This is a genomic window from Streptomyces sp. NPDC053079 (assembly GCF_044546695.1).
Taxonomy (GTDB): domain Bacteria; phylum Actinomycetota; class Actinomycetes; order Streptomycetales; family Streptomycetaceae; genus Streptomyces.
Genome location: NZ_JBITZJ010000010.1, coordinates 103,163 through 121,264 on the forward strand (window position 1 = coordinate 103,163; position 18,102 = coordinate 121,264).

Genomic DNA, 18,102 nt, shown 5'->3' on the forward strand with positions numbered 1-18,102 from the left:
GATGACAGACTCGCTGGACACGACGCCGGACCGCCGCCCGGGCGGTCGCACCGCCCGCATCCGCGCCCAGGTCCTCGATGCGGTGCGCGCCGAACTCGCTGAAGGCGGTCACGAAGGACTCACGATGGAGGGTGTCGCGACGCGGGCCGGAGTGCACCGCGCCACGGTCTACCGGCGTTGGCGCGATGTCGGCGGCCTGCTCGTCGACGTCATCGACGCCGCCGGCGAGATCGACTGGCAGCCGCCGGACACCGGCTCGCTGCGCGGCGATCTGACCGCCCTCAACCAGGAGATCCAGGAATCTCTGGTCGTACAGCCGTCGTTCGCTGTCGCCCTGATGGCCGCCTCGTTCCACTTCGAACAGGCCGCGCGGGCCCAGACGCAGCTGTGGACGGACCGGTACGCCCAGTGCGAGATCCTCGTCGAGCGCGCCATCGAGCGCGGTGAACTCCCCGCACAGCACACGGACGCGCGGAGCCTGCTGATCGCCGCCACGGCTCCGCTCTACCACCAGCTGGTGCTCCTGCGTGCCAACCCGGACCCGCAACTCCCGGAACGGGCCGCGGAGACGGCAGTCCTGGCGGCTGCCGGGGGTGCCTTCTCCGTGCGTCGGGAAGAGAGTGTGTGATCGAGGAGACAGGGAGCGAACGCAAGTACGAGTTCTGAACCTGGAACCCACTCGGCTCGACGTCGGCTGGAGCTGTGATTGCTTCTCTGCGCCGATGTGGCAGAGACCAGCTCTCGCCTGAGGCGGCGGTGGCAGCGGCAGCCTTCGCGGGCGTCACGAACGTTCGGCGCCGTTGTCGCGGACAGTTCCTCGGGACGGGAACTCATCGATGGGGGCTATGCCGACGACGTCGCCATAGCGACGGAACTGGACGCTTCCAGCGTGGTCCCCGTCCTCACCAGCGGTGCCTTTACTGCCGCTGGATGACAGCCTCAGACCCCGCCCATCGCCGTCTGTGCGCGCTCGGCCTCTGCCTCCCGCTGGTCGTACTCGGCGCGCGCGGCGGCGATCTCGTCCTGGTGGCCCTCGGTCCAGGTGACGAGCGCCTGGATGGTGTCATGCAGCGTCGTGCCCATCGGGGTGAGCTGGTAGTCCACGCGCGGCGGAACGACCGGGTGCACCGTGCGGCGCACCAGCCCGTCGCGCTCCAGCTGGCGCAGTGTCACCGTCAGCATGCGCTGGCTGATCCCGTCGATCTCGCGCCGCAGTTCGGTGAAGCGCAGGGTGCGGCGGTCGAGCAGGGCGATGACGAGCAGCGACCACTTGTCGGCCACGCGGTCGAGGATCTGACGGACCTCGCAGCCCTCGCGGGTGTCCCACTGGCGGGCCTGGTCGTCCTCGGTTCCCGTGCAGTAACTCGGTGACTTCAAAGTGCCTTCTTCCATAGTCGTTCAGGGTGCAACAGGATCGAGACGGTAACAAGAGGGAACTGACAGGCAGTTTGGTAACCACCTGCGATGCCTTCGTTCTCTTTTCTCTCCTCTTTCCTTTTCGCTTGAAGGAGCCGTCCTGTGTCCACGTCGTCCACGTCATCACCGCCGGAGCCCGGCGCCGCCCGCCTGGGCGGGCGCGCCTGGGGAGTGCTCTTCGTACTGTGTGGAGCGATCTTCCTGGAGGGCATCGATGTGGCCATGCTCAATGTGGCCCTGCCGTCGATCCGTGCCGACCTGGGAATGTCCACCGGTGAACTGCAGTGGGTGATGAGTGCCTACGTCGTGGGTTACGGCGGGTTCATGCTGCTGGGCGGACGAGCGGCGGACCTCTTCGGCCGCCGGCAGATGTTTCTGTTCTGGCTCACCGTGTTCCTGCTCTTCTCCGGCCTGGGCGGCTTCGCCGACGACGGACCGACGCTCATCGCCGCCCGCTTCGTGACGGGGGTCGCCGCCGCGTTCATGACCCCGGCCGGGCTGTCCATCATCACGACCGGCTTCGAGGAGGGACCGCAGCGCGACAAGGCCCTTCTGGTCTACTCGGGCACCGCGGCCGGAGGTTTCTCCGTCGGCCTGGTCGTCGGAGGGCTGCTGACCTCGGCCGACTGGCGCTGGGTGTTCTTCGCGCCCGTTGTCATGTCGTTCCTCATCCTGGTTGCCGCACTCGCCCTCATCCCCAAGTCCGAGCGGCCCGACCGGGCCGGGCAGCGTGTCGATCTGCTCGGGGCGCTCACCGTGACCGGCGCGATCGTGCTCCTCGTCCTCGCCGTCGAACGCGCCGCCCACACCGGTGTGGTCCAGACGCTGGGCACCCTCGCCGCGGGCTTCGCCCTCCTCACCGTCTTCGTACTGGCCGAACGCCGGGCGGCCGCCCCGCTCGTGCGGCTGGGCATCTTCCGCAGCGGTTCCCTGGTGCGCGCCAACCTCGCCGCGCTGCTCTTCTCCGCCGGCTTCTTCGGCTTCCAGTTCATCGCCGTGCTGTATCTGCGGGAGCTGCGCGGCTGGTCCACGGTCCAGACCAGCCTCGCGCTCCTGGTGATCGGCATCGACGCCGCACTCTCACCCACCCTCACCCCCAAACTCGTCAACCGCTTCGGCAACGCCCGGGTCATCTTCGGCGGCCTGGTGCTGGCCGTGCTGTCGTACGCCCTGTTCCTGCCGGTCGGCGCCGACTGGACGTACGCGGCGATGTTCCCCGGCTTCATCACCCTCGGCCTGGCGTTCTCCCTGGCGTACGGCCCGCTCACCATCGTCGCCACCGAGGGCATCGACGAGGAGGAGCAGGGCCTCGCCGGAGGCCTCCTCTACACCTCCTTCCAGTTCGGCGCCGCCCTCGGCCTGTCCACCGTCACCGCCGTCAACGTCGCGGCCACCGCCGACGGCGGATCCCCCAAGGCCCTGCTCGACGGCTACCACGCCGCCTTGCTGGTGCCGCTCATCGCGGCCGCCCTTGCCGCGCTCATCAGCGCGTTCGGCCTCCGCGGTCGCCCCCGTGCGACGGATGGCGACGCCCCGCGGGCCGCCGCCGAAAGCGTCGAGACGGCAGGGGCGGCGCGATGAGCCCCGCAGTGACGCAGGTAGCGCCATGGCGCTGCTGGACCGCCGAAGGCGGGGCGTAGGGCCCCTCAACGCGCCCCCGGCCACGGCCGGGGGCGCACCCCCGATCAGCGCGCGCGTACGCCCTCGATGGCGATCGCAAGCAGGAGGTCGGCCTCGGCCGGGCCGTCGATGTCCTGCTCGGTGGCCAGCGCGATGGCGCCGACGAGTTTCAGCAGCTGGGTGACGGTGATCCCGGGGCGCACGGCGTCTGCCGCTCGGGCGCGTGCGAGGAGGGCGTCTCCGGCATTGGTGATCATGTCGTGGCAGGTCTCGCCCAGTGCCGGGTCCGCGTCGCGCGTCAGCGACGCCCCCAGTCCCCGGTTGGCCACGGCGTGTGCGCCGACGGCGTGAAGCCAGGTGGACAGGGCCTGGCCCGGGTCGGGTTCGGCGAGCAGGTCGCCGGCCTTCGCGCACAGAGCCTCCACCCGGTCCTTGAAGACCGCCTCCAGGAGTGCCTGGCGGGAGGGGAAGTGGCGGTGCAACGTCGCCGAGCCGACTCCGGCACGGCGGGCGACCTCCTCCAGGGAGGCATCGGCGCCGTGTTCGGCGATCAGGTCCCCGGCGGCGGCCACGATCTTCTCGACATTGCGGCGGGCGTCGGCGCGCATCGGCCGGCGGGGCGGGGTGGCGTCCTTGGGCACGGGCACTCCTGACGGCTTGAAAAGTGGGGTGGTCCTCCATATCGTAGCGAACGAGAAACGGAGGGCCACCCCACTTATGGGGTGGCGCCCCTTCCGCACGGGCGCGATGGAGAAGAAACGTGAAGCTGACGCAGAAGACCGTCGTGGTGGCGGGAGCGACCGGACTGCAGGGCAGGGCCGTGACGCATCACCTGCTCCGCGACGGCTGGCAGGTGCGCGCGCTGACGCGTGACCCGAACGGGGCGCAGGCCACAGCACTGGCTCAGGCCGGGGCACAGGTGGTGCGGGCGCAGATGGAGGACGTCGGCTCCCTGACCGCCGCGGCCGAGGGCGCGTGGGGCATGTTCAGCGTCCAGCCCACCGTCGGCTCGCCCGGCACCGCGCCGGACTTCAGCGCCGAGGACGAGGTGCGCTGGGGTGTGAACGTCGCCGAGGCCGCCCGCGCCGCCGGCATCGGGCACTTCGTCTTCACTTCGGTCGCCGAAGCGCACCGGCACCTTGAGGAGAAGCTGCCGGTGAACCTGGTCAGCAAGTGGCGGATCGAGCAGCACATCGCCACGCTCGGCCTGCCCGCGACGATCCTGAGGCCGGTGTCCTTCATGGAGAACTTCACCGGCGGATACGCGCTGCGGAACGGAAATCTGTCCACCGGGCTCGCGCCGCAGGTCCCGCAGCAGATCATGGCCGTCGACGATGTCGGCGCCGTCGCCGCGCTGGCGTTCTCCCGGCCGAAGGAGTGGATCGGCCGGGCCGTCTCCCTGGCCGGGGACGAACTCACGCCGGTTCAGATCGCCGCGGCCATCGGGAAGGCGCTCGGCATACCGCTGCCCTACGTTCAGGTCCCGATCGACGCGATCCGGGCCGTGAGCGAAGACTTCGCCTACGCCAACGAATGGCTCAACGCACCCGGCTACCGCGCCGACATTCCCGCCACCCGGAAGATCCACCCCGCCGCGATGGACTTCGGCACCTGGCTGGAGCGCACCGGAGCGTCCCAGATCGCCGTGTTCCTGGACTCCGCGCGCACCGCAGGGCAGGACGCGTGAACGCCCGCGCCCACGGCCTCGGACGCATCGGAATCTGGGCGGGGGACTTCGACCACCTCCCCGCACCCGAGGTCCGTAAGGCCGTCGCCGCGATCGAGGACCTCGGCTACGGCACCTTGTGGTTCCCCGAGATCACGGGACGGGAGGCCATGGCGCAGGCCGCGATCCTCCTGTCGGCCACCCGGCGCATCACCGTGGCCGCCGGCATGACCGACATCTACGCCCGCGACCCGGTCACGGCCGCCGCCGGGCAGCGCACCCTGGAGGAGGCGTTCCCCGGACGGTTCCTGCTCGGCCTGTGGGACAGTCACCCCAGCCTGGCCGAGGACATCCGCGGCCACCGCTTCGGCCCGCCCCTGGCCACCATGCGCTCCTACCTCGACGCGCTGGACACCGCCCCGTTCGGGCCGCCCGACACGGCCGCCTCACCGCACCGCGTACTCGCCGCCCTGGATCCCGGCATGCTCGCCCTCGCCGCCGAACGCGCCCGGGGCGCAACGGTGCTGGGCATGCCCGTCGAGTACACCCGCACCGCCAGGACCGTCCTCGGAGACGACGGCCTGTTGGCCATCACCCAGCTGTGCGTGCTCACCCACAACCCGGCCGACACTGCCGAGCCGGCCCGCACCACGGCCGCGGCCGCCCTGCCGAACCGCCGCGACCTGCTGCGAGGACTTGGACACGAGAACCCGGACGCGCTCGACGACCGGCTGATCGACGCACTGGTCGCCCACGGCCGTGCCGAGGACATCGCCCACCGCGTCCAAGAGCATTTCGACGCTGGAGCCGACCACGTCAGCCTCCACCTCATGACCACCGCACCCGACTCCCCGTCCGTACGGCAGTGGGAGCAACTCGCCACGCACCTGCCCATCTGACCGGGCACGCCCACGCGGGAGTGGCCGTGGGCGACGGCTCGTGGGTGGCGCCGGAGCCGTACTGCCGGCACATCGTGGGTGACACCGGTCGTCAGTCCTGCGCGGGCGGGAGTTCGCCCGAGCCCCGGGCGATGAGACGGGTCGCCAGCTCCACGCGGCGCGGGGCGTCCTCCGCACCGTCCAGCCGGCGGAAGAGCAGCTCCGCCGCCGTGCGGCCGAGCCGCGCCGCGTCCTGGGCGACGACGGTGATGCCGGGGGAGAGGAGATCGGCGAGCTCGAGGTCGTCGAAGCCGACGAGGGCGACCGCGCGGGGCAGGCGGGCTATGACGCGCACGGCGGTGAGGGTCACGCGGTTGTTGCCCGCGAACAGGGCGGTCACCGCGTGCGGAACGGTCAGCATGCGCTCCGCCTCGGCTCGTACGCGACCGGGTTCGGTGGGGCCCAGGGAGACCCACGCGTCGTCCACGGTCAGGCCCGCGGCGGCCATCGCGGCGCGGTAGCCGCGCAGCCGCTCGGCGGCGGTGTGGATGCGGGGCCGGTCGCCGATGAAGCCGATGCGGCGGTGGCCGTGGGCGATCAGATGGGCCACCCCCTCGCGGGCACCGCCGAAGCTGTCCGAGAGCACCGCGTCGGCCTCCAGCAGCCCGGCCGGGCGGTCGACGAACACCGTGGCGATGCCCGCCGCTATCTCGGGTTCCAGATAACGGTGGTCGTGGCCCGCCGGGATGACGACCAGTCCGTCGACGCGGCGGGCGCAGAAGGCCAGGGCCAGCTCCCGTTCCCGCTCGGGGTCCTCGGCGCTGGAGCCGTTGATGAGGAGCGCGCCATGGGCGCGAGCCACCTCTTCGACGGCCCGGTTGAGCGGGGCGTAGAACGGGTCGGCGAGGTCCTCGAGGACCAGCCCGATGGAGGCGGTGCGGCCCTTGCGCAGGACGCGGGCGCTGTCGTTGCGGCGGAAGCCGAGGGCCGTGATCGCCTCCCGCACGCGCCGCTCGGTGTCCTCGGTGACGCCGGACTCGCCGTTCACCACGCGCGAGACGGTCTTCAGGCCCACTCCGGCACGGGCCGCGACATCCTTCATCGTCGGGCGGCTGCCGTAACGGGGCCGGGGGACGGGGGCGGCGCCGTCGGCGCGGCGGGTGTCGGTCACGGGCGCTCGTCCTTTGCGCGGAGGGGCCTCTGATGCACGGAGGTGAGGTCGAGCATAGAGCCTGGACAACGTTGTCAGACCCGGGAAGACTGACGCCCTGACACCCCCCTTCGTCACCCCCTTCGTCACCCCTCCACCCCCACCGGACCAGGAGCGAGCGTCACTGTGCACACCGTCCCCGGCGACCTTGTCGCCGCTCTCGACATCGGCGGCACCAAGATCGCCGGGGCGCTGGTCGACGGCGGGGGCCGGCTGCTCGTCCGCGCCCGGCGCGCCACCCCGGCGGGGGAGGACGGGGCGACGGTCATGGCCGCGGTGGCGGCCGTCCTCGGCGAACTGGCCGCGTCCGCCGACTGGTCCCGGGTACGGGCCGTGGGCATCGGCAGCGCCGGCCCCGTCGACGCCGCCGCCGGCACGGTCAGCCCCGTCAACGTCCCCGGCTGGCGCGCCTTTCCGCTGGTCGCCGAGGTGGCGGGGCGTACGGACGGGCTGCCGGTGGTGCTGGTCGGCGACGGCGTGGCGATGACCGCCGCCGAACACTGGCAGGGCGCGGCCCGGGGGCGGGCCAACGCCCTGTGCATGGTGGTCTCCACCGGCGTCGGCGGCGGACTCGTCCTCGACGGCCGCCTGCACACCGGACCCACCGGCAACGCCGGCCACATCGGGCACATCAGCGTCGACCTCGACGGCGACCCGTGCCCGTGCGGCGCCCGGGGCTGCGTGGAGCGCATCGCCAGCGGCCCCAACATCGCCCGCCGGGCACGGGAAGCGGGCTGGCGCCCGGGCCCGGACGGCGACACCAGCGCGGCCGCCGTCGCCGCGGCCGCGCACGCCGGCGACGAGGTCGCGCTCGCCTCCTTCGCCCGCGCGGCCCAGGCGCTGGCGGCGGGCATCGCGGCGACCGCGGCACTCGTCGAGATCGAGGCGGCCGTCCTGGGCGGCGGGGTCGCGGGCGCCGGAGAGGTCCTCTTCGCCCCGCTGCGCCAACGCCTGCGCGACTACGCCACGTTGTCCTTCGCCTCCGGCATCGAGGTGCTGCCCGCCCGGCTCGGCCCCGACGCGGGCCTGGTCGGCGCGGCCGCCGCCGCGGCGCAGCACCTGGGGCTGTGGGGGACGGCCCGCGCCTGAGCCCTTCCCCCTCCCGGCCGCCCTCGGACAGGGCCCCATCCCGCTCGTACACGTTTCCGTGGCAAGGTGTTGCGGGCACTGTGTCCGGGGCACGTCACCGGGGCTACGGAGAAGGGGGAACCGTGATCGTCTGGCTGAACGGTGCGTTCAGTGGGGGTAAGACCAGTACGGCGAAGGAACTGGCCGAACTCATCCCGGGCAGCAACCTCTACGACCCCGAGATGACCGGCGGGATGCTGGGGTACCTGCTGCCGCCGAAGAGGATGAACGAGGTCGGCGACTTCCAGGACCTGCCGATATGGCGGCGGATGGTCGTGGACACGGCCGCGGCGCTGCTCGCGGAGCTGGGCGGGGTGCTGATCGTGCCGATGACGCTGCTGCGCCAGGAGTACCGGGACGAGATCTTCGGGGCGCTCGCGGCCCGCCGGATCCCGGTGCGGCATGTGGTGCTGACCCCCGATGAAACGATCCTGCGGGGGCGTATCGACGGCCGGGTGGACTACCCGGACGACCCCGCGCGCAGCGAATCCATCCGGCAGTGGGCCCGCGACCACCTCGACCCCTACCTCGAGGCGCTGCCCTGGCTGCGCGACGACGCCCTCGCCGTCGACAACGGCCGCCTGACGCCGCGCGAGACCGCCGAGCGCATCGCCGAGGCCGTGCGCAACGGCACCGCGGGCTTCTGCCCGATCGTCCAGACCCCCGAGCCGACGGCCCAGACCCTTGCCTCGGGCGTGCTGCTCTTCGACGAGCACGACCGGGTGCTCCTCGTCGACCCCACCTACAAGCCCGGCTGGGAGTTCCCCGGCGGCGTCGTCGAGCCCGGCGAGGCGCCCGCCCGCGCGGGGATGCGCGAGGTCGCCGAGGAGCTCGGCATCGAACTCACCGCCGTGCCGAAGCTGCTGGTCGTCGACTGGGAGCCGCCGAAACCACCCGGCTTCGGCGGGCTGCGCTTCCTCTTCGACGGCGGACGGCTGACCTCGGCCGACGCCCACCGGCTGCTGCTGCCCGGCTCGGAGCTGCGCGGCTGGCGGTTCGTCACCGAGGACGAGGCGGCCACGATGCTGCCGCCGGTACGGCTCAGCAGGCTGCGGTGGGCGCTGCGCGCCCGTGAACAGGGGCGCCCGCTCAACCTCGAGGCGGGGGTTCCCGTGGGGTGACCCGCGGGAACCCCGGCACCGCGACCAGCGCTTGCTCTCCGCGCAGCGGGTGGGCTAGCGCTTGCTCTCCGCGTAGCGGGTGAGGAAGACGGCCTCGGCCAGGGACAGCCGCTCCAGCTCCTCGGGGGAGACGCTCTCGTTCACCGCGTGGATCTGGGCCTCCGGCTCGCTCAGACCGATCAGCAGGATCTCGGTGTCGGGGTAGAGCGCGGCCAGGGTGTTGCACAGCGGGATCGAGCCGCCCATGCCGGCCGTCTGCATCTCCTCGCCCGGGTAGGCGATCCGCATCGCCGCGGCCATCGACGCGTACGCCGGGCTGGAGGTGTCCGCGCGGAACGGCTGGCCCTGACCGACCTGCTCGAGCCTGACGCGGGCGTTCCAGGGGGTGGCCTTCTCCAGGTGGGCGTTCAGCAGCTTCGTCGCCTCGGCGGCGTCCACGCCCGGCGGGACCCGCAGGCTGATCAGCGCCCGCGCGCTCGCGTGCACGGACGGCGTGGCGCCGACGACCGGCGGGCAGTCGATGCCGAGCACCGTGACGGCCGGACGGGCCCACAGGCGGTCGGCCACCGTGCCCGAGCCGATGAGGCCCACGCCGTCGAGGACCTTCGCGTCCTTGCGGAAGTCCTCCTCGGGGTACTGCAGCCCCTCCCAGACGCCGTCGGCCTCCAGGCCGTCCACGGTCGTCGAGCCGTCCTCGGCGCGCAGCGAGTCCAGGGCGCGGATGAGCGCGGCCAGCGCGTCCGGCGCGGCGCCGCCGAACATGCCCGAGTGCAGATTGCCCTCCAGCGTGTCCACCGTGACCCGGACCAGGGTCATACCGCGCAGCGTCGCCGTCACGGTCGGCAGCCCCAGCCGGAAGTTGCCGGCGTCGCCGATGACGATCGCGTCGGCCGCCAGCAGCTCGGGGTGCGCCTCGGCGTACTCCTGGAGGCCGCCGGTGCCCTGCTCCTCCGAGCCCTCCACGATCACCTTGACGTTGACCGGGACGCCGCCGTGCTCCTTGAGCGCCCGCAGGGCGGTCAGGTGCATGATCACGCCGCCCTTGCAGTCGGCGGCGCCCCGCCCGTACCAGCGGCCGTCGCGCTCGGTCAGCTCGAACGGCGGCGAGAGCCACGCGGCCTCGCCCAGGGTGGGCTGCACGTCGTAGTGCGCGTACAGCAGCACGGTGGGGGCGCCGGCCGGGCCCGGCAGGTAGCCGTACACCGACTGGGTGCCGTCGGGGGTGTCGAGGAGGGCCACGTCCTCGAAGCCCTCCGCGCGCAGCGCGTCGGCCACCCAGTTCGCGGCGCCCTCGCACTCGCTCTTCGGGAACTGTGCCTCGTCCGCGACCGACTTGAAGGCGACCAGCTCGGCCAGTTCGGTCCTGGCGCGGGACTGCAGCGAGGCGACGGTCGTCGCGAGCGCGGCCGGGTCCGGCTGACGGATCGAGGACGTGTCCATGGAACGCTCCTTGTGGGCGCGGCGTTATGTCCGTACGTACGGGCGATTGCGGTACCGATCCTGTCATGACCCGGCTTCGGATCCACCTGGTGGTCCGCACGTGGTCCGCACGTGGTTCCCCCGGGCGGTGCGCCGGACGGCGGGCCTTAGGATGCGGCGATAGCGGTAGCCGGTGATCGAGCGGGGAGTGGAAGCACAGGTGAGCAGCGACAACGCAGCCCGGGAAGCGGGCCGGGACGCAGCCGGGGACAGCGAGCGGGTCTGGGACGTCGTGGTGGTGGGCGCCGGGCCGGCCGGCGCCTCGGCCGCCTATGCGGCGGCCTCCTCGGGCCGACGGGTGCTGCTCCTGGAGAAGGCCGAGCTACCGCGCTACAAGACCTGTGGAGGCGGCATCATCGGCCCCTCGCGCGACGCGCTGCCGCCGGGCTTCGAATTGCCCCTGCGCGACCGTGTGCACGCCGTGACCTTCTCCCTCAACGGGAAGCTCACCCGCACCCGGCGCTCCAAGCGGATGCTCTTCGGGCTCATCAACCGGCCCGAGTTCGACGCCGGCCTCGTCGAGGTCGCCAAGGCCGCCGGTGCCGAGGTGCGCACCGGCGTGCCGGTCTCCCGCGTCGAGCAGCACGGGCCGTCCGTGCCCGACCGGCGCACCGTGGCCGTCGTCCTGGGCGACGGCAGCACGGTGCACGCCCGCGCCGTCGTCGGCGCGGACGGCAGCGCCGGGCGCATCGGGGCACACGTCGGAGTGAAGCTCGAGCAGGTGGATCTCGGCCTGGAGGCCGAGATCCCGGTGCCCGCCACCGTCGCCGAAGACTGGGCCGGGCGGGTCCACCTCGACTGGGGGCCCATCCCCGGCAGTTACGGCTGGGTCTTCCCCAAGGGCGACACCCTGACCGTCGGTGTGATCTCGGCGCGCGGCGAGGGCTCCGCCACGAAGCGGTACCTGGAGGACTTCATCGCCCGGCTGGGGCTGGCGGGCTTCGAGCCGAGCATCTCCTCCGGCCACCTGACGCGTTGCCGCTCCGACGACTCGCCGCTCTCCCGGGGCCGCGTCATCGTCTGCGGCGACGCGGCGGGTCTGCTGGAGCCCTGGACCCGCGAGGGCATCTCCTTCGCCCTGCGCTCGGGGCGCCTGGCGGGGGAGTGGGCCGTACGGATCGCCGAGGCGCAGGACGCGGTCGACGCGCGCCGCCAGGCCCTGAACTACGCCTTCGCCATCAAGGCGGGGCTGGGCGTGGAGATGGGCGTCGGACGTCGCATGCTGACGCTCTTCGAGCGGCGCCCCGGCCTGATACACGCCGCGGTCACCGGCTTCCGGCCGGCCTGGCGGGCCTTCGCCAGGATCACCCGGGGCTCGACCACGCTCGCCGAGATCGTTCGCACCCATCCGTTGGCTCGGCGCACGCTCTCGGCCATGGACCGGGGCTGACCCGGGTCCGTCGGTGCGGTCGTCCCTGCCGGTCGGGGGCGGCGCGGGGAGGGCCCTTCTGGGGCTGCATTATTTACGGCCCGTTGCCCGGTGTTTCTTGTCGTGCCCCGCACTTGGGCCGCAAATAACGCTTTACGCCCCTGCCAGGGCCCTCCCCGCCCCGCCCCCTCACACCGGACGTGGGCAGGGGGGTGGGGCGGCGGAGTCGTGTGGGTCAGAACAGGGCCTCCGGCGCTGGGGGCTGGTCGGGTATCAGCGTTGTCCTTGCTGTTGTCGGTGCGTCCGGTGCGGCCGCCGTCAGCGTCCATCCCGCCAGTTGTCGTGCGTCGACCAGCAGGGGCTGTTCGTTTGCCGCCTCCAGGTAGACGTCCGGTCCGGCTACTGCCGTCACCCGGCCCGCCACCGTGCGGTCGGCGGCCGGCTCTACCAGGCCGTGACCCGGCCGTATCCCGTCCAGGTGGAACGCCTCGTCGTGGTGCACCGGCGCGAAGTCCCGTACGGCCAACGACTCCGGCAGGCCCGCCAGCCCCCGCGCCCGTTCGTGCAGCTCCGCCAGCTCGGCCACCCGGCTCTCCCGCGGGGGTGCGGGGACGCGGGCGATCCGCTTGGCCGCGTACGGGAAGCGGTCGGGCACCGCCAGGGCCGCGCCCAGCACCGCCTCCGCGCGGCGCGCCGCCATCAGGGGGCCGCGGCCGAGCAGGGCGTAGGACAGTGCGGCCTGCTCCAGCAGCCGCACGCCCTCCCGCTCCGCGGCCGTGATGCCGACCTTGACCAGGCCGGGGCCGAACCACGCCAGGTACACGTCGTACGGGCGCGGGTCGTCGGCGATGGTGTCGGCCGCCACCGAGTGCGCGCGGTCCAGCCGGGCGCACTCCGCGCACTGCGCGGACACGGCGCTGTCCGGTACCTCCGCCCGATCCGGGCAGGGGGTGTGCCTGCCGCTTCTGCGCACTCCGACGCAGCGCCGTTGTTCACCCGTGGTGAACGCCAGCGTCCGTCCCCGTGGCAACGCGGACAGCCGCTCCCCTTGTATCGGATGCCGCCACACCAGTGCCGGGCCCTGGGTGCTCCATCGCAGTCCGGCGCACTGCCACAGTCCGCTCTCGGTACCCATGCCCGCCCCTTCCTTCTGCCGGTGTGTCCATGGTGGCAGCCCGCACTGACAACGCCGTCGGGCCGCTCGTCACCGCCGGGCCGGCACTCCCGCCCGCCGGGTCGTGTACGCGATCAGCGCCGCCATGGCCGACAGGGCGGCCACCGTGGTCAGGGCCACTGGCAGGGAGAACCAGTCCGCCAGGAAGCCGATGGCCGGCGGGCCCAGCAGCATGCCGCCGTAGCCGAACGTGGAGGCGGCGGCGACCCCCGCCGGGCCCGCCAGTTCACCCGCCCGGCCGATGGCCACGGGGAAGATATTGGCCAACCCCAGACCGGTGACGGCGAAGCCGGCGAACGCCACCCACACCGTCGGCGCCAGCGAACCGATCAGCATGCCCAGGGCCGCCGTCGCACCGCCCGCGACCAGCACTCTGGTCTGGCCGAGGCGTTCGAGGAGCGCGGTGCCGGACAGCCGGCCGATGGTCATGGCGAGCGCGAAGGCGGAGTAGCCGACGGCCGCGAGGCCCGGGCGGGCGGAGAGGTCCTGTTCGAGGTGGAGCGCGCCCCAGTCGGCGAGGGCGCCCTCGCCGTACGCCGTGCACAGGGCGATCACGCCGAACACGGCGATCAGCCGGCGTTCCCGGCCGGTGGTGCGCCCGCCGGTCGTCTCCGGTGCGGCCTCGGTGCGCGGTGCGCGGCCGGGTGCGGGGTGGGCGAGGAGGGCCCGGCCCGCCGCCGCGGCGACGACGAGTCCGATCGCGGTCAGGAGCAGCAGGTGGCGCGTGGCCGAGAGGTGGCCGGCGAGGAGCCCGCCGAGCCCGGCGCCGAGCATCCCGCCCACGCTGAACGCGGCGTGGAAGCCGGGCATCACGGGCCTGCGCAGCGCCGCGACGAGGTCGACGGCCGCGCTGTTCATGGCGACGTTGATGCCGCCGTAGGCGGCGCCGAAGACGAGGAGGACCAGTCCGAGCGCGAGCGCGGAGTGGGTCAGCGGGGGCAGCGCGATGCCCAGGGACATCAGGAAGGCGGCGGCGACCGTGATCGGATGGCTGCCGAAGCGTTGGCACAGGCGGCCTGTCACCATCATGGTGGCGACGGCACCGGCCGACACGCCGAGCAGGGCCATGCCGAGGTCGCCGGCGGAGGCTCCGGTCTGCTCCTTGATCGCGGGGATGCGGACCACCCAGCCGGCGAAGAGGAAGCCGTCGAGGGCGAAGAAAAGGGTCAGGGCGGTACGGAGGCGGCTCAGAGCGAGGGTGTCCGAAACCGGACGTTGTCCCCGCAGAATGGCCGTCCGTATTTTGTTTAGCGTCGGCACAAAGTCAGAATAGGGGCGTGACCCAGACTCGGACAACACGTTTGGAGCGGGGCCGGGGCGCCCTCGGCCCGGCACTGGCGCTCGTACACACCGGTCGCGCGCCCACGCGCGCCGTGCTCACCGCCGAGCTCGGCGTGACCCGCGCGACCGCCGGCGCCGTGGCGGCCGAGCTGGAGGCGCTGGGACTGATCCAGGTCGATCCCCGCCCGGTGGCCCCCGCCGGTGCCCAGGGGCGGCCCTCGCACCGGCTCTCCATCGCGCCGAACGGCCCCGTCGTCCTCGCCGCACAGATCCACTTCGACGGCTTCCGTGCCGCCCTCGTCGGCCTCGGCGGCCGGGTGGTCGCCACCGCCCCCGGCTGTATGACGGTGCCCGCGGACCCCGCGCTCATCATCGACGCCGTCGTCGAGGCCGGGGCCGCTCTGCTGCGGGAGACCGGACGGCGCTGCCTGGGCGCCGGACTCGCGGTGCCCTCGGCCGTCGCCGAGCCGGACGGTACGGCGCTCAATCCGCTGCACCTGTCCTGGCCCGCGGGCGCTCCCGTGCGCGAGCTGTTCACCGAGGCCCTCGCCAAGTCCGCGGTCCTGGGCCCTGGAGGCGCCCTGGTCACCGGGGTCGCCGGCAACGACGTCAACCTCGCCGCCCTCGCCGAGCACCGGCACGGCGCGGGCCGGGGGGCCCGCCACCTGCTGTGCGTGGCCACCGGTCACCGGGGCGTCGGCGGCGCGCTCGTCGTCGACGGCCGCCTGCACACCGGAAGTTCCGGCCTCGCGCTGGAGGTCGGCCACCTCACCGTCAACCCGGCGGGCCTGCCCTGTCACTGCGGCAGCCGCGGCTGCCTCGACGTCGAGACCGACCCGCTGGCCTTCCTCACCGCCGCCGGCCGTGAACCGGGACCGGCCGTGTCGCTGCTCCAGCAGTCCCGCGACCTGCTCCGTTCGGAGTACGCGGATCCGGCCGTCCGGGGCGCCGCCGGGACTCTCATCGACCGGCTGGGCCTGGGCCTGGCGGGACTGGTCAACATCCTCAACCCGGACCGCATCGTCCTGGGAGGGCTGCACCGCGAGCTCCTCGAGGCCGACCCCGAGCGGCTGCGCGCGGTCGTCGCCGACCGCAGTCTGTGGGGGCGCAGCGGAAGCGTTCCCATCCTGTCCGGCACCCTGGACTTCAACAGCCTCATCGGCGCCGCGGAGGCGGCCTGGCAGCCGGTCCTGGACGATCCGCTGGGGGCTCTTGGCTGAGCTGATGGCCGAAGACCTGCGCGGCCGGGCCCTGCCGGGCCCGGCCGTCGTCCCTGCCCGCCGCCGGGTCAGCCGCCGACGGCGGACCTGGCGGGGGAGTGTGTGCGCAGCGCCGTCGGCCGCAGCCTGACGGGGGCACCACCCGCGAAGGCGGGTTCGTCGAGGGTCGCCAGGGAGAGCGCCGGCCGGTCGAACGCGACGGCGCCCTCGGTGCTCCGCGCGACCTTGGGTGCGGGTGCCGGGGCGGTCTGCGGGACGGGAAGGGTGAACCAGACGACCTTTCCGCCGTCGTGGCTCTCCTTGACGCCCCAGCTCGAACTGACCGCGGCGACGAGGGCGAGGCCGCGGCCGTGGGTGCTGTCGGTCCCCACGTCACCGAGGGTCGGCAGCCGGGGATCGTGGTCGCGCACGGAGACCGTGAGCCGGTCCAGCATGAGGTCGATCTCGACCGTGCAGCGCTTGTCCGGCTCCGCGTGCTGGTGAACATTGGTCAGGAGCTCGGTGACGCCGAGCGCGGCAAGGTCGATGAGCGGATCGAGATGCCAGTAGCGCAACTGCGCAGATACGATTCTGCGGACCTGGCCGATCCGCGGCGGCAGAGCCTGGAGCTCCACGGTGCAGTGCTTGTTCACTCGGCTGATCACGGCTGCGACTCCCTGGAAGAAGTAGGGCTAGCCTGATGCAGATACGCGTGACGATACGCGCGGATACGCGTGGCGATACGCGCCTTGTCCACCGGACCGGCGGCGCCCGGCCGCCCGCCCGGTCGGCGGAAACCGGCCCGATGCCACGACTGGCCCAGAGCGTGACCGCCGACAACCCTCAGTGATGCCGGTACGAATAAAGCGTCGACTCTCGCGGCGACCTTCGCAACTCCTGCACCCCTCAGTGCTTCGCCGTGCTTCCGTGCGCCGATCGCACGACCTCCAGGAAGCGGTTGACCGCGGCCGCTCCACCGTTCTCGGCGACGGCACCAGGGCCGGCGAGAGTGAGCACATAGCGGTTGCCGTTCACCGTCGCCCGCGCCCGGTCACGGGCGGAGAACCACGGCTTGCTCGCCTGGACCGAGTCCACCGGCGCACTGTCGATCTCGCGGCCGTAGCTGGTCAACAGCTCCAGCCTGCCGTCCTGGATCTTCACCTGTCCGGCCCGGGTGAGGGAGCGGCGGGAACGCTCGATCCGCACCCCTGTCGCGTTGAACTCCGGTTCCGCCACGGCGCACCGCCTCTCCGGCCGAATGGGCTCCTCTCGTGCGCAGTCTGCCCGCGAGCAGGCCCGTGCACCAGTGCACCTTTATGATCGAAACGCCCGAGTGATCCATATGAGCCCGTCCGGACCGGGTCCGGCGGCCACCGGAATCGTGAGGAGCGCCGCGTGAACGGCACAGCGCACCCGGGGGAGTCCGGCGCCGCCGGGCCGCCCGCGGACGGCCCCGCCGCCCCGACCCTCGACGTGGACCGCAGCGACCCGGCGTACCGGGCCTGGCTCAAGGAGGCGGTCCGCAAGGTCCAGGCCGACGCGAACCGCTCCGCCGACACCCATCTGCTGCGCTTCCCGCTGCCCCCGGAGTGGGGCATCGACCTCTACTTCAAGGACGAGTCCACCCACCCCACCGGCAGCCTCAAGCACCGCCTGGCCCGCTCGCTGTTCCTCTACGGCCTGTGCAACGGCTGGATCCGGCCCGAGGCGTCCGTCATCGAGGCGTCCAGCGGCTCCACAGCCGTCTCCGAGGCCTACTTCGCCAAGCTGATCGGCGTGCCCTTCATCGCCGTCATGCCGCGCACGACGAGCCGCGAGAAGTGCCGGCTGATCGAATTCCATGGCGGCCGGTGCCACTTCGTGGACGACCCCCGGGCGATGTACGAGGAGGCGGCCTCCCTCGCCCGGCGCTCCGGCGGCCACTACATCGACCAGTTCACCTACGCGGAGCGGGCCACCGACTGGCGCGGCAACAACAACATCGCCGAGTCGATCTACAGCCAGCTCCGGCTGGAGCGCTACCCTGAGCCGGCCTGGATCGTGGCCACCGCGGGCACCGGCGGCACCTCGGCGACCATCGCCCGCTACACCCGCTACATGCAGTACGACACGCGCGTGTGCGTCGCCGACCCGGAGAACTCCTGCTTCTTCGACGGCTGGCGCCACCGCGACCCGGCCGCGTGCAGCGACAGGGGCTCGCGCATCGAGGGCATCGGCCGGCCGCGCATGGAACCCAGCTTCGTGCCGGGCGCGATCGACCGGATGATGAAGGTCCCCGACGCCGCCAGCGTCGCGGCTGTACGCGCCCTCGAGCACGCCATCGGCCGCAAGGCGGGCGGCTCCACCGGCACCGGCCTGTGGAGCTCGCTGAAGATCGTCGCGGAGATGGTCAACGAGGGCCGTACGGGCAGCGTGGTCACCCTCATCTGCGACCCGGGCGAGCGCTACCTCGACAAGTACTACTCCGACGCCTGGCTGGCCGAACAGGGCCTGGACATCCAGCCCTACGCCATGACCATCAGCACCTTCCTCGCGACCGGCCACTGGTCCGGCTGACCCCG

At 72.7% G+C, this 18,102-nt stretch carries 17 protein-coding genes; 9 read left to right on the forward strand and 8 right to left on the reverse strand.

Translation table 11 applies throughout. The features are described 5' to 3' along the window. The first annotated feature begins 1 nt into the window (after window position 1). Window positions 2-628 carry a TetR/AcrR family transcriptional regulator gene (locus ACIGXW_RS32285; RefSeq protein ID WP_399576479.1) on the forward strand — a complete coding sequence of 209 codons (627 nt, stop codon included), beginning with the start codon at window positions 2-4 and terminating at the stop codon, window positions 626-628. Between the two features lie 311 nt (window positions 629-939). On the opposite strand, the gene ACIGXW_RS32290 is transcribed toward ACIGXW_RS32285, so the two are convergent. Further along, window positions 940-1,392: a helix-turn-helix domain-containing protein gene (locus ACIGXW_RS32290; RefSeq protein ID WP_071963204.1), complete on the reverse strand. Its 453-nt coding sequence runs from the start codon at window positions 1,390-1,392 to the stop codon at window positions 940-942. A 174-nt stretch (window positions 1,393-1,566) separates the two neighbouring features. On the opposite strand from ACIGXW_RS32290, the gene ACIGXW_RS32295 reads away from it, so the two are divergent. Beyond that, a complete protein-coding gene (locus ACIGXW_RS32295; RefSeq protein ID WP_399576577.1) occupies window positions 1,567-2,997 on the forward strand; it encodes an MFS transporter in 1,431 nt (476 codons plus the stop codon). 104 nt (window positions 2,998-3,101) lie between these two features. Here ACIGXW_RS32295 and ACIGXW_RS32300 read toward each other — a convergent pair whose 3' ends face one another. Further along, complete coding sequence (locus ACIGXW_RS32300; RefSeq protein ID WP_399576480.1) at window positions 3,102-3,677, reverse strand: TetR/AcrR family transcriptional regulator; 576 nt, start codon at window positions 3,675-3,677, stop codon at window positions 3,102-3,104. Window positions 3,678-3,796: 119 nt separating this feature from the next. Here ACIGXW_RS32300 and ACIGXW_RS32305 point away from each other — a divergent pair, with 119 nt between their 5' ends. Together ACIGXW_RS32305 and ACIGXW_RS32310 are read left to right on the forward strand one after the other, a co-directional pair. After that, window positions 3,797-4,723 carry an NmrA/HSCARG family protein gene (locus ACIGXW_RS32305; protein ID WP_399576481.1) on the forward strand — a complete coding sequence of 309 codons (927 nt, stop codon included), beginning with the start codon at window positions 3,797-3,799 and terminating at the stop codon, window positions 4,721-4,723. Next, window positions 4,720-5,601 carry a TIGR03620 family F420-dependent LLM class oxidoreductase gene (locus ACIGXW_RS32310; RefSeq protein ID WP_399576482.1) on the forward strand — a complete coding sequence of 294 codons (882 nt, stop codon included), beginning with the start codon at window positions 4,720-4,722 and terminating at the stop codon, window positions 5,599-5,601. Before ACIGXW_RS32305 ends, ACIGXW_RS32310 begins: the two co-directional genes overlap by 4 nt. A 91-nt stretch (window positions 5,602-5,692) precedes the next feature. Here the strand turns inward: ACIGXW_RS32310 and ACIGXW_RS32315 are convergent, their stop codons facing one another. Then, the gene (locus ACIGXW_RS32315) at window positions 5,693-6,682 is read right to left on the reverse strand and encodes a LacI family DNA-binding transcriptional regulator (protein ID WP_399576578.1); all 990 of its coding nucleotides are present in this window, start codon (window positions 6,680-6,682) and stop codon (window positions 5,693-5,695) included. A gap of 234 nt (window positions 6,683-6,916) precedes the next feature. Here ACIGXW_RS32315 and ACIGXW_RS32320 point away from each other — a divergent pair, with 234 nt between their 5' ends. Both ACIGXW_RS32320 and ACIGXW_RS32325 read left to right on the forward strand, forming a co-directional pair. Then, a complete protein-coding gene (locus tag ACIGXW_RS32320; RefSeq protein WP_071963208.1) occupies window positions 6,917-7,879 on the forward strand; it encodes an ROK family protein in 963 nt (320 codons plus the stop codon). Window positions 7,880-8,001: 122 nt separating this feature from the next. After that, entirely contained in the window at window positions 8,002-9,039 is a 1,038-nt protein-coding gene (locus ACIGXW_RS32325; protein ID WP_071963209.1) for an NUDIX hydrolase, read from the forward strand. Between the two features lie 54 nt (window positions 9,040-9,093). On the opposite strand, the gene ACIGXW_RS32330 is transcribed toward ACIGXW_RS32325, so the two are convergent. Continuing rightward, window positions 9,094-10,479 (reverse strand): dipeptidase, encoded by a 1,386-nt coding sequence (locus ACIGXW_RS32330; protein WP_399576483.1) that lies wholly within the window; start codon window positions 10,477-10,479, stop codon window positions 9,094-9,096. A 199-nt stretch (window positions 10,480-10,678) separates the two neighbouring features. On the opposite strand from ACIGXW_RS32330, the gene ACIGXW_RS32335 reads away from it, so the two are divergent. Further along, window positions 10,679-11,908 carry a geranylgeranyl reductase family protein gene (locus ACIGXW_RS32335; RefSeq protein ID WP_399576484.1) on the forward strand — a complete coding sequence of 410 codons (1,230 nt, stop codon included), beginning with the start codon at window positions 10,679-10,681 and terminating at the stop codon, window positions 11,906-11,908. A gap of 214 nt (window positions 11,909-12,122) precedes the next feature. On the opposite strand, the gene ACIGXW_RS32340 is transcribed toward ACIGXW_RS32335, so the two are convergent. Both ACIGXW_RS32340 and ACIGXW_RS32345 read right to left on the reverse strand, forming a co-directional pair. Further along, on the reverse strand, window positions 12,123-13,022 hold the full coding sequence (locus ACIGXW_RS32340) for a DUF2797 domain-containing protein (RefSeq protein WP_071963210.1): 900 nt from the start codon (window positions 13,020-13,022) through the stop codon (window positions 12,123-12,125). 69 nt (window positions 13,023-13,091) lie between these two features. After that, the gene (locus ACIGXW_RS32345) at window positions 13,092-14,321 is read right to left on the reverse strand and encodes an MFS transporter (RefSeq protein ID WP_399576485.1); all 1,230 of its coding nucleotides are present in this window, start codon (window positions 14,319-14,321) and stop codon (window positions 13,092-13,094) included. A gap of 17 nt (window positions 14,322-14,338) precedes the next feature. On the opposite strand from ACIGXW_RS32345, the gene ACIGXW_RS32350 reads away from it, so the two are divergent. Next, window positions 14,339-15,562 (forward strand): ROK family protein, encoded by a 1,224-nt coding sequence (locus ACIGXW_RS32350; protein WP_399576486.1) that lies wholly within the window; start codon window positions 14,339-14,341, stop codon window positions 15,560-15,562. Between the two features lie 68 nt (window positions 15,563-15,630). Here ACIGXW_RS32350 and ACIGXW_RS32355 read toward each other — a convergent pair whose 3' ends face one another. Both ACIGXW_RS32355 and ACIGXW_RS32360 read right to left on the reverse strand, forming a co-directional pair. Continuing rightward, window positions 15,631-16,206 (reverse strand): ATP-binding protein, encoded by a 576-nt coding sequence (locus ACIGXW_RS32355; RefSeq protein ID WP_399576487.1) that lies wholly within the window; start codon window positions 16,204-16,206, stop codon window positions 15,631-15,633. 241 nt (window positions 16,207-16,447) lie between these two features. After that, the gene (locus ACIGXW_RS32360; protein ID WP_071963214.1) at window positions 16,448-16,777 is read right to left on the reverse strand and encodes a hypothetical protein; all 330 of its coding nucleotides are present in this window, start codon (window positions 16,775-16,777) and stop codon (window positions 16,448-16,450) included. Between the two features lie 159 nt (window positions 16,778-16,936). On the opposite strand from ACIGXW_RS32360, the gene ACIGXW_RS32365 reads away from it, so the two are divergent. Then, entirely contained in the window at window positions 16,937-18,097 is a 1,161-nt protein-coding gene (locus tag ACIGXW_RS32365) for a PLP-dependent cysteine synthase family protein (protein WP_071963216.1), read from the forward strand. Window positions 18,098-18,102: the final 5 nt, after the last annotated feature.